This is a genomic window from Carboxydocella sp. JDF658, assembly GCF_002049395.1.
Lineage (GTDB): Bacteria > Bacillota.
On the sequence record NZ_BDLR01000072.1, the window covers coordinates 1 to 10,859 of the forward strand.

At 54.4% G+C, this 10,859-nt stretch carries 13 protein-coding genes and 1 pseudogene; all 14 read left to right on the forward strand.

Features of this window, described 5'->3' with window-relative positions; genetic code table 11:
• The coding region (locus tag JDF658_RS14455; RefSeq protein ID WP_200805674.1) for a hypothetical protein at positions 1-282 on the forward strand (282 nt) is incomplete at its 5' end.
• A gap of 20 nt (positions 283-302) precedes the next feature.
• Positions 303-1,502 carry an ABC transporter permease gene (locus JDF658_RS10495; protein ID WP_079907573.1) on the forward strand — a complete coding sequence of 400 codons (1,200 nt, stop codon included), beginning with the start codon at positions 303-305 and terminating at the stop codon, positions 1,500-1,502.
• Positions 1,503-1,514: 12 nt separating this feature from the next.
• Complete coding sequence (locus tag JDF658_RS10500; protein WP_078664560.1) at positions 1,515-2,219, forward strand: ABC transporter ATP-binding protein; 705 nt, start codon at positions 1,515-1,517, stop codon at positions 2,217-2,219.
• Positions 2,191-3,354, forward strand: a complete 1,164-nt coding sequence (locus JDF658_RS10505) for an ABC transporter permease (protein ID WP_078664561.1) — start codon at positions 2,191-2,193, stop codon at positions 3,352-3,354. The genes JDF658_RS10500 and JDF658_RS10505 overlap by 29 nt, the downstream gene beginning before the upstream one ends.
• A 37-nt stretch (positions 3,355-3,391) precedes the next feature.
• Positions 3,392-3,754 (forward strand): YlbF family regulator, encoded by a 363-nt coding sequence (locus tag JDF658_RS10510; RefSeq protein ID WP_159071910.1) that lies wholly within the window; start codon positions 3,392-3,394, stop codon positions 3,752-3,754.
• Positions 3,755-3,828: 74 nt separating this feature from the next.
• A complete protein-coding gene (gene bshC, locus JDF658_RS10515; RefSeq protein ID WP_079907575.1) occupies positions 3,829-5,406 on the forward strand; it encodes a bacillithiol biosynthesis cysteine-adding enzyme BshC in 1,578 nt (525 codons plus the stop codon).
• On the forward strand, positions 5,381-6,118 hold the full coding sequence (gene bshB1 / locus JDF658_RS10520) for a bacillithiol biosynthesis deacetylase BshB1 (protein ID WP_078664564.1): 738 nt from the start codon (positions 5,381-5,383) through the stop codon (positions 6,116-6,118). The genes bshC and bshB1 overlap by 26 nt, the downstream gene beginning before the upstream one ends.
• A 3-nt stretch (positions 6,119-6,121) precedes the next feature.
• Positions 6,122-7,267, forward strand: a complete 1,146-nt coding sequence (bshA, locus tag JDF658_RS10525; RefSeq protein ID WP_079907576.1) for an N-acetyl-alpha-D-glucosaminyl L-malate synthase BshA — start codon at positions 6,122-6,124, stop codon at positions 7,265-7,267.
• A 38-nt stretch (positions 7,268-7,305) separates the two neighbouring features.
• Positions 7,306-7,920 carry a response regulator transcription factor gene (locus JDF658_RS10530; RefSeq protein ID WP_078664566.1) on the forward strand — a complete coding sequence of 205 codons (615 nt, stop codon included), beginning with the start codon at positions 7,306-7,308 and terminating at the stop codon, positions 7,918-7,920.
• Positions 7,921-7,987: 67 nt separating this feature from the next.
• Entirely contained in the window at positions 7,988-8,713 is a 726-nt protein-coding gene (locus JDF658_RS10535) for a DUF881 domain-containing protein (RefSeq protein ID WP_159073853.1), read from the forward strand.
• Between the two features lie 2 nt (positions 8,714-8,715).
• Positions 8,716-9,414 (forward strand): DUF881 domain-containing protein, encoded by a 699-nt coding sequence (locus JDF658_RS10540; protein ID WP_079907579.1) that lies wholly within the window; start codon positions 8,716-8,718, stop codon positions 9,412-9,414.
• 44 nt (positions 9,415-9,458) lie between these two features.
• Positions 9,459-9,659 (forward strand): DUF1858 domain-containing protein, encoded by a 201-nt coding sequence (locus tag JDF658_RS10545; RefSeq protein WP_078664569.1) that lies wholly within the window; start codon positions 9,459-9,461, stop codon positions 9,657-9,659.
• Between the two features lie 67 nt (positions 9,660-9,726).
• Positions 9,727-10,437: a DNA/RNA nuclease SfsA gene (gene sfsA, locus JDF658_RS10550; protein ID WP_078664570.1), complete on the forward strand. Its 711-nt coding sequence runs from the start codon at positions 9,727-9,729 to the stop codon at positions 10,435-10,437.
• A pseudogene (locus tag JDF658_RS10555) lies at positions 10,434-10,859 on the forward strand (quinate 5-dehydrogenase); the annotation flags it as partial. The gene sfsA and the pseudogene JDF658_RS10555, both read left to right, overlap by 4 nt.

The following is a 10,859-nucleotide window of genomic DNA, read 5'->3' on the forward strand; positions in this document are numbered from 1 at the left end:
GGAGGCGGCGGCTGTTGTGGTGGCAGCGGCAGTGCTGTTGTTAGCGGTGGTGGCTGTGGCAGTGGGGGCTGCGGTGGTGGCGGAGCCCAGCTGGGCGCTGCGGACCTGGAGAAGATCAAGCAGCAGGCTTTAAGTTTTTATCGCCAGCAGACCGGGGATAACAGCCAGGTAGATGCCCGGGTGCAGGATTTTGGCTGTCATATTCAGGTGGATATTTTCAAGAACGGGGCTAAAATAAAGAGTTATGCCTGGCGTGGCGGACAGGTCAGTGAAATTCAGTAGAGCTACAGGAGGCTCAGCTTATGGGACTGTTAACCATTGCGCTCAATAATCTGCGTCGCCAGAAGGGGCGCACTTTCTTTTTGCTTTTAAGCCTGGTCCTCAGTGTAAGCACAGTTGTAGGGCTATATTTGCTTACTACTTCCATGCGGACAGAGATCGGGGATAAATTTGACCAGATTGGGGCCAATATCCTGATATTGCCAGCAGAAAACAGGCAAAGTTTCAGCTATGGTGGGGTGAGCTTGCCGGGGGCGGTAGTGAAGGAAAATTTAGTGCCGGAAACGATGGCTGAACAGGTGCGTACTATTAAAAACCGGGAAAGCATTGCTGTGGTGGCCCCCAAGCTGCTGGGCGTGTTGAACAGTGAACGGGGACGGGTGCTGGGCATAGGAGTGCGCTTTCCGGCGGAGCTGCGGCTAAAGAAATGGTGGCAAATCCGAATTAGCCCTGCAGGTCAGCCCGTACAATATGCCCCTAAATTTCCGGTGATTGAGCTGCAAGCTGATGAGGTTTTGCTGGGAGCAGCGGTCGCTGAACGCTGGCAACTGGATGTGGGACAAACCCTGCAGGTAAAAGGACAGACTCTCCGCATCAAAGGGGTAATTGAGCCTACTGGTGGGGAAGAAGACCGGGCTCTCTGGCTGGATCTGACTACCATGCAGAAGCTGACCGGCAAAGGGAAAAAAGTTACTTTCCTGGAACTGGCAGCCCTTTGTAATACCTGTCCCATTGACGATATCGTACGACAATTGACGGAAAAATTGCCAGGCACTAGAGTAATGGCGGTAAAAGCCGCGGTGGAGGCTCGCAAGGCCATTGTGGAACGGTTTGCCCTGTTTGCGTTGGCTCTGGCCGGGTTGATTCTGTTCCTGGGAGCAGTTATGGTCTTGTTGACTATGTCTGGAGCAGTGAAGGAGAGAACCAGAGAAATCGGGATTTTACGGGCCATCGGGTACCGGCGCAGCCATATCATAACAATTATTTGCACCGAAGCAGCGGTACTGGGTCTGGCGGCTGGTGTGGCTGGCTTTGGCAGTGGCACTTTGCTGGCTAGCCTGGGTGCCCCTCTGGTGGCCGGGATGGAAGTTCCGGTTCCCTGGGACCCGCTGGTGGCTGTAATCAGCATGGGAGGTGCCCTGCTGTTAGGGCTGCTAGCAGCTTTGTGGCCGGCCTGGCAGGGTTCTCGACTGGATCCGGTCACAGCTTTGCGGTATTTATAAGGGGTGAAAGAGATGGCTTTAATCAAGGCGGAAAAATTGCGGAAAGAGTATAGTAGTGGTGAGGATAAGGTTATAGCCCTGGCGGAGGCCAGTTTCAATGTGGAAGCCGGAGAATTCCTTGGGATCATTGGGCCTTCCGGTTCAGGGAAAAGTACTTTGCTCAGCATTTTAGGGGGATTGAACCCACCTACATCGGGGAAACTGGAAATAGATGGTATCGATGTCTACAGCCTGGACCAGGAACAGCTGGCCGATTTTCGCAGCGAATATGTGGGTTTTGTGTTCCAGCAGTTTCAGCTGTTGCCTTATCTGACCGCCCTGGAAAATGTTATGTTGCCGCTGGCCATCAGCGGCCGGCCCAAAGGGGAGCAACGGGATATGGCCGCCCTGGTGCTGGAAAAAGTAGGACTGGGAAATAAACTGAATCGTTTGCCCAATCAGCTGTCCGGTGGTGAACAGGAACGGGTGGCCATCGCCAGGGCTATAGTCAACCAGCCGCCGATTATTTTTGCTGATGAACCTACCGGGGCCCTGGATAGCAAAACCGGACAGGAAATAATGGAACTGTTTCAGGCATTGAATCGGGAAGGGCAGACCATTATTATGGTCACCCACAACTTAGAGACATTGAAATATATGCACCGGGCGCTGCTGATCCGTGATGGCCTGGTGGAAAAGGTGATAAAGCATGAATCTCTGGGATATTGCGCTCAATAATTTGCGCCGCCGATTTCGTAAAACCCTGCTCATCCTGCTGGGGCTGGCTCTTGGAGTAGCTACAGTTGTAGCCCTGCTGGCCATAACCTGGATGATGGAAACGGACCTCAGCCGCCAGCTGCGGGGCAATGGGACCCGGCTGGTGATTGTTCCCAGACAGGAGGAGTGGAACTATACCTATGGCGGGATGCCGGTGGGGGCAGAAGTAACCTATGAGGTAAAGCACTTACCCCTCTCGTTGTTGTCGGTTTTAGGTAAACAAAAAGAGCTGGAAGTTATTGCTCCCAAGTTCTTAGCCTCATTGCCGGTGGAGGGAGAGAACAATCTGGTAGTAGGGTTAAAATGGCAGGAAGAACGCCAGATCCGCAATTACTGGCAGATCCAGGGTCAGTGGCCCCGGGCTGCCGGTGAAGCTGCAGCCGGTGCAGAATTGGCCAGGGCCAGAAACTGGCAAATAGGTCAGCGCCTTAAGGTGAAAGACCGGTGGGTGACACTTACCGGGATTCTGGCTGCCACTGGTCAGGAGGAGGACGGGCTGCTCTTCATGAACATTTCTGACCTGCAGGCAGTCGCCGGACAGACTGGAGCCTTGAGTTTTGTAGAGGTACTGGCTTTTCGCAATCAAGAGACCAGTATGGCAGAACAGGAGGAGCTGCGTTCGAGGCTGGCGTCCCTATTGCCGGATACAGAAGTGCGCTTGCTGCGGCAGGTGGAGACAGCCCGGCTGGAACTGCTGGAGCGGGTGAAAAAATTTGGCCTGCTGATAACCCTGCTGGTAGTATTGGTGGCTGGAATGATGGTAATAGCCAACCAGTTAGCCTCAGTTAAAGAGCGGACCAGGGAAATCGGTATATTGCGGGCCATCGGGTACCGTCAACAGCATATTATCCGCATCTTCTTGCTGGAAGCGGCGCTTTTGTGTTCCCTGGGCGCTGTGGCAGGCTACTGGCTGGGCATCCTGGCAGCCAGACTGGTCTTGCCCAGGTTGGTGGCAGGACTGGAACTTACTGCCTGGTACCCACAGCTAGCTTTAATGATGCTGGCAGGTGCTATCTTCCTGGGCCTGGCGGCTGGTTACTGGCCAGCCCGGCAAGGGGCAAAATTGGACCCGGCAGAGGCTTTACGCTACCTCTGAGCATATGCTAAGATATATGCGGAAGGAGGTTATTGCCATGGTCAATGTCTATGACAAGGCCTATGAGCTGGCCCGGGCATTAAAAGCATCTCCTGAATTTTTGAGCTATACTAAAATTAAAGAAAAACTGGAAAAAGATAAGGAAACCTGGCAGCGGATTGTAGATTTTCGCCAGAAACAGCTGGAAATCCAGGCCAGGCAGTTACAGGGGCAAAAAATTGAGGAGGAATTGAGCCAGCTCCAGAATCTCTTTAACCTGCTGGCGGCTAACCGGGATATTGCGGAATTTTTTCAGGCAGAATATGCTTTTAGCCGGCTGATGTTTGATATTCAGAAGATCATTGGAGAAGCAGTGGGCCTGGATATGGACTGGGAAAAACAGATGAAAACCGGAAGCTAAAGCTTTCGGTTTGTTTTTTTCTGGCCCCGGTGCTAAAATTTGATTATAACATCAGTTGGAAAAGAGGGCTTTGGATGAAGAAAAGAACCATTGCTGAGCATTACATACATGATTTTGCTAGCCTGGCCTGGAGGTTTGACCTGGACTGGCGCCAGCCCCAGCACTGGCGGCAGCAGTTGAAACGGGTGATTGACAGTTATCGGCTGGGGACGGTGGTTAGTGAGCCTCTGGCCCGCTTTCAACGGGAACTGGGAGCCGGAGAAAAAGCGGTAGAAAATGCTCGCTCCCTGGCGGAACGGGGTACGGTGGCCATAGTTACCGGCCAGCAGGCTGGACTGGCTACTGGTCCCCTTTATACCATTTACAAGGCACTGGCTGTACTCAAAGCAGCCCGGGAGCTGGCTGAGCGGGAACAGAGTAAGGTAATCCCTGTTTTCTGGCTGGCCAGTGAGGACCATGACTGGCTGGAAATCAGTCACTGTTACTGGCCCGGGCGGCAGTGGCGCTGGCCCGATCCGCCCGGAGCTGGACGCAAGCCGGCGGGGCTGCTGGCTATGACGATGGCGATGGAACAGACCATCTGGGAGATGATTCGCTGTTTGCCGGAAGGAACAGGACGGACGGAAACGGGGGAATGGCTGGCAGCGGCTCTCAAGGGGGCGGGGTCACCTGCTGGCTGGGTTGCGCGCCTGCTGGCTCGCTTGCTGGGAGAGCAGGGTCTGGTGATCGTAGACCCCATGTTGCCGGAACTGCGCCAGGCTTTACAACCCTTCTGGCAGGAGACCCTGGCCAAAGGGGCAGAGATTCCCGCCTTAATCTGTCAGGCGGGAGAGCAGCTGGCTGCTGCCGGCTGGCAACCGGCTCTAGCAATGGCTTCAGACCGGACCGGCTTGTTCTATCTGCAGAATGACGAGAGGATTGCCCTGACGGTACAGGAATTGACCTTGGGCGTGGAGCTGGCTGTCCAGGAACCGGTGCGCCTCAGCTGCAGTGTGGCTACCCGACCGCTGGCCCAGGACCGGCTGCTGCCAACAGTAGCCTATGTAGCAGGACCGGGAGAGCTGGCCTACTACGCTCAGTTGCGGGAGGTCTATCACCTGTTTGGCCAGACCATGCCCATTTTATTGCCCCGCTGGAGTGTGACACTGGTGGAACCCGAGCAGAAGAAGGTACTGAACCAGTGGCAGCTGTCCCTGCCAGAGCTGGCTGAACTGGAGCAGCAGGAAATTGACCTTCGCCTGGCCAGTCGGGCAGGGTGGAATCATGAACAGTTACTGGCAGATTTGCGGGAGCGCTGGCAGAAAGAACATGCTGAGCTTTTCACCCATCTGGCTCAATTGGAGCCAGAACTGGAACTACTGCAGGCCAGGAACTGGAATTATATTTCTTATCAGCTGGATTATTTAAAAGGCAAAGTGGAGCAGAAGTTGCGGCGGCAATACCGTCAGCAGATAGATGCTTTGCTAGCGGCCCGCCAGACCCTCTGGCCGGGAGGAAAAAGGCAGGAACGGGTGTTGAATCTGACCTGGTTTTTGAGCCGCTGGGGTAAAGGCTGGCTGCATTATTTACTGCATGCACCTCTTGATTGGGGGCAACACTACTATCTGGAACTGGGAGGCAGTGAAGATGGATATCATCTATACCAGGGATAGGGAAGCAGCTTTAGTAGAGGTAGAGGCTCTGGTAGTAGGACCTCATCCGGATGATGCGGAAATCGGCTCTGGTGGGCTAATGGCCCGCTGGGGCAAAGAAGGGATAAAATTCGGCATTGCCGATTTGACCCGTGGGGAGCAGGGAACTAATGGAACAGTGGAGGAAAGACGGGAAGAAAGCCGGAGGGCAGCAGAAATCCTGGGAGCCACCTGGCGGATCAATTTGCAGTTACCGGACGGGGGGCTGGCGCTGGACCCGGAACAGGTAGCGGCCCTGGTGCGCCTCATACGGCAAGTCAGGCCCCGCCTGTTGCTGGTGCCTTACTGGGAAGATCGCCATCCTGATCACCGGGCAGCCAGCCAGCTGGCCGAACGGGCCCATTTCGAGGCTGGATTGCGCAAGGTGCTGCCGGAACTGGAGCCTTACCGGCCCCGGGAAATAGTTTACTATTTCATCAACCGGGAAACGGATCCATCATTTATCATAGATATCAGTGAGGAGTATGAAACCAAACGGGAAGCGGTACTGGCTCATCGTTCCCAGTTTTTTCGGGAAAATCGCTGGCTGCCGACCAGATTAAATGGACATTTTCCCTATTTGATCGAGACCCGCTGTCGCTTCTGGGGGGCAAAAATTGGTGCTGAATTCGGGGAAGGATTTCTGGTTAAAAATCCCCTGGTCCTGACAGATCCGCTGGAAATATGGAGGTAAGGAATGAAGATTGGCATTGTTTGTTATCCGTCATATGGTGGAAGTGGTGTAGTAGCTACCGAACTGGCAGAAGCCCTGGCTGAACGGGGGCATGAGGTGCATATCATCAGTTATGAGCGACCCTTTCGTTTGCGCAGTTTTCATCAAAATCTTTTCTTGCATGAAGTTACAGCGGTAGATTATCCGGTGTTCAAATTCCCCCCGTATGATCTGGCCCTGGCCGGCACCATTTATGAAGTGGCCAGAACGAAGGGTCTGGACCTGGTACATGCCCATTATGCCATTCCTCATGCTGTTAGTGCCTATTTGGCCAAAGCCATGCTGGCTCAGGAGCGGAATTTGCCTTTGGTCACTACCTTGCATGGGACAGATATTACAGTGGTGGGACAGGAACCGCAGCTTTATGAAGTGGTGCGCTTTTCCCTGCAGGCCAGTGATGGGGTAACCGCTGTATCCAGGGCCCTGGCCGAGGAGGCTGCGGGAGTTTTTGGCTATCAGCAGCCCATTGAGGTGATATACAACTTCGTTGACCCGGAAATCTACCGGCGTCAGTTCTGTCCGGCCCGGCGGGCTTTTTATGCCCGGCCTGACGAGAAGATCCTATGCCATATCTCCAATTTCCGTGAAGTCAAGCGCATTCCTGATGTGCTGCGGATTTTTGCCCTGGTCAACCGGCAGGTACCCTCCCGGTTGTTGCTGATCGGGGATGGGCCGGAACGCAGTGCCGCCCAGTACCTGGCCCAGGAGCTGGGCGTTCTGGAGCGGGTGCATTTTCTGGGCAAGCAGGAATTTGTTGTACCGCTATTATCCATCAGTGACCTCTTTTTACTGCCTTCTGCCAAGGAGAGTTTTGGCCTGGCGGCGCTGGAGGCCATGGCCTGTGAAGTGCCGGTGGTGACCACAAACACCGGTGGGCTGCCGGAAGTGGTTACAGATGGAGTGACTGGCATCATCGAACCGGTGGGGGCGGTGGAAGCCATGGCCCGGCGGGCCATAGCCCTCCTGCAGAATGAGGAAGAACATCGTCGGATGGCTGCAGCAGCCCGCCAGCAGGCTCTGAACCGTTTCAGGGAAAAAGAGATTGTAACTTGTTATGAAAACTACTATCTGGGCATTTTGCGCAACACCCTTTCCCGGGGACAGTCATAAAATGAGTTAGACCCACCCCCGGGAGGAGGGAGAAAAAATTGGCTGTACGCACCCTGATCTGTGCTGAACCCTTGAGCAGCCACTGGGATGGAAAACAGCGGCATCCAGAGACCGGCTGGACCTTGCTGGCGGTGGTGCGGGACTTGCCTCAACTGGCTGTGGTTATCCGCGAGAAAAAGCCCGACCTGCTCTTGCTCAATGTGGATTTGCCTGGTTTAAATATGCTCAAATCAGTAAGGTTACTGCGGGAAATGCAACCACAGATTACCTATATTGTCATCTTTTTTGGGGGAGAGCAGCAGGTTATCTATATTGAAGGCGAGAACCTGGGCGAAAAGGCTTTGCAGAAAGCGCTGGCAGGAGAGGGGGTCCGTTATCCCGAATTCACCTGCAAGCTATTGCAGGAATTTGAACAGCTTTCCCTGTTATTGCCAACTACCCTGCTGGGCACTGGCCTGAGCAGTCTCAGTCGCCGCGAGATTGAAGTCCTGTCCCTGCTGGCTAAAGGCTATACCGATAAGGAAATCGCTGGTTTTCTCATCATTTCCGAAAAAACAGTGCGCAATCATATCCGCAATATCAAACAAAAATTACGGGCCAAAAACCGGACCCAGCTGGTTTTGCTGGCCCTGCAAAATGGATTATCCAGTTAAAAACAGGCGCAGGCCTGTTTTTTTCTTGCCCTTCCCGGTCATAATAACAGCTGAGGTGGTTGGAAACATGCGCAAACAAGTAACGGATTATCAGCGCTGGATTACTGTGGCCCTGGTGATTGTCGGTTATCTGGCTATGACCCAGTTTCGCACTGTACAAAAAGCCACAGGGGTAGAACCCTCCAAACTGCGCAGTGAATCCATTCTAACAACCCTGGTTCAGGTGGAACAGGACAACTATGCCCTGCAGAGGGAGAGTGCTGATTTACAGCAACGGATTCGACAATTTGAGCAAGCGAAAAACATCAATGAAGCCCTGATGCGGGAAAAACAGGAAGCGGAGCTACGAGCTGGCCTGACCGGACTGAAGGGGCCCGGTATGACGGTGGTGCTGTCAGACAGCCAGCTGCCCAGGGAAGCGGGGATTGATCCCAATAATTATTATATCCATGAATCCTTTTTGCGTTCAGTGGTCAATGCCTTCTGGACAGGCGGGGCAGAGGGGGTGGCCATTAATGGCCAGAGACTGATCAGCACCAGTGAAATCTTCTGCGGTGGTACCACTATTTTTATCAATGGTGAAAATGTTGCTCCGCCCTATGTGATTCAGGCTATCGGTGATCCCCGGGCCTTGCGCACTTCCCTGGATATTGATGCCCTGCCATTGCTGACCAACTTGCAGCGGGATTATGGCATCGGCCTGGATGTGCGGGAGGAAAAGGAAATCCGGCTGCCGCCCTATCAGAAGAAGGTGGATTTCAAGTACGCCCGGCCGGTGAGAGAGGGGGAATAAGGATGAGAACGGAAATCTGGGCCCGGGTGGCACTGGTGGCCCTCTGTCTGGGGATTTTGCTGGGAGTGGAAATCCGCACCGCCCGGGAAGTGAGGGAAATGGAGGCCAAATCCCAGGTGCGCTATCGTTCGATGCTGCAGCTGCTGGAAAAAGCTCAGACCAGACACCGGGAATTGGTTAAGGAAGTAAAGAAACTGAAAAAACGCATCAGCGATTTTGAACGGGGAGCGGTGGTGAGTGCCCGGACCCGGGAAATGATGGATGCAACCGAAAAAGCGCGGATGCTGGCAGGGGAAAAGGCAGTGGAAGGCCCGGGGATAGTGATTCAGATTGATGATCGGCAGGGGGCAACTACCATTATCTATTCCGGGGATTTGCAGGATTTTATCAATATACTCCGTTTTGCCGGAGCAGAGGCTATTGCCGTCAATGGCCAGCGAATTGTGGGCACTACCGCTGTTCATGAGGCCGGACAAAACCTGCTGATTAACAAGGTACCGGTGAACCGGCGGGAGGGGGTGCCCTATGAGATTATGGCTATTGGTCCCCCTGACCGGCTGGAAAGCTATATTAAAACTACCTACGGGCTGTGGAAAGACCTGGAGGCAGCGGGAGTGCGTCTGACTCTGACCCGCCAGGAAAGATTGTTGCTCCCTGCCTATAAAGGTGGCTATCTCTTCCGTTATGGCATTGCATTCTGAGTCTGCCTATGGTAGAATTTTTCTTGAAAGGAGGCATGGTTCAAATGAAAATCACTAAAGAAATGGGCATTGGTGAAGTAGTTGCCAAATATCCGCAAACTATCCCCGTATTTCAAGCTCATGGCATGGGTTGTTTTGGCTGCGCTGCGGCGCGTTTCGAAAATATCGAACAGGGTGCTCTTGCTCATGGCATAGACGTGGAAAAACTGATGCGGGATCTCAATGAAGCCGTTGAAAAGGCTTAATTAAAAGCAAGCGGCGGGAAAGAGGCGAAAGGCCTCTTTTCTTTTATAACAAAACGGAGTGGAAAAAATGGCTGTAACTGTATTCTGGTCGGAAAAACTGGCTACAGGCCGGTTTATCCGCCGCTTAAACCGCTTTGCTGTGGAAATAGCTACTGCAACAGCAGCCAGTTTGCGACTGCATTTGCCCAATTCCGGCCGGTTGCGGGAACTGCTGGTACCAGGTGCGGAGGTGCGCTGGCTACCCCGGCCTGAGCGGCAGGGAGTAACCGTCGGAGACCTGCTGCTGGTGGCGTACCAGGGGCGCTGGGTCTGCGTGGATGCCAGGGTACCCAATCAGCTGGCAGAAGCACTCCTGGGGCAGGGACTCTGGCCAGGCCCCTTGCCCTCCATCCAGAAACTGCGCCGGGAGGTAACGGCTGGTGAAAGCCGTTTTGACCTGGGCTGGCAGGGAAAAGAGGGGCAGGGGTTTCTGGAGGTCAAGTCAGTTACTCTGGTAGTAGAGGGAGAGGGACGCTTTCCCGATGCTCCGACGACCCGGGGAACCCGGCATCTCCAGCATCTGGCTGAACTGAGTCGACAGGGGTACTGGACCGGGGTGCTGTTTATCATCCAGCGGGATGATGCTCTCACTTTTGTCCCCAATCACGCCACCGACCCGGCTTTTGCCGCAGCATTAAGTAGCGCGGCTGGAGCTGGTGTGCATATCGCAGCTGCTCTCTGCCCGGTGGACGAAGACGGGATCGCTTTTCGGCAATGGCTGCCGGTGAGATTAGCATGAAAAAAGTGGTCAGCATCAGTCTGGGTAGTCCTGCCGGGGATTTTTGCTGGCAGGGCCGGATTGGTGATGAGTTCTTACAGGTGGAACGCCGGGGAGCAGGGGGAGATATTCAGCGGGCCGCTGCCTGGCTCAGGGAGCTGGATGGACAGGTAACTGCCCTGGCCCTGGGGGGAGTGAACCTGGCCTACCAGTTGCCAGGCCGGAGCTGGCCCCTGCCGGAAGGACAATTTCTGGCCCGTCAGGTCAGACAGACGCCGCTTTATGATGGCAGTGATTTTAAAGCGAGCTGGGACCAGCAGTTGATTCTGAGCCAGGCTGAAAAATGGCGGGGGAGCAGAGTGCTGCTGGCTTCTGCCCTGGACCGCCCCTGGCTGGCTCAGGCTCTGCTGACCAGCGGGGCAGACCTCTGGCTGGGGGATGCC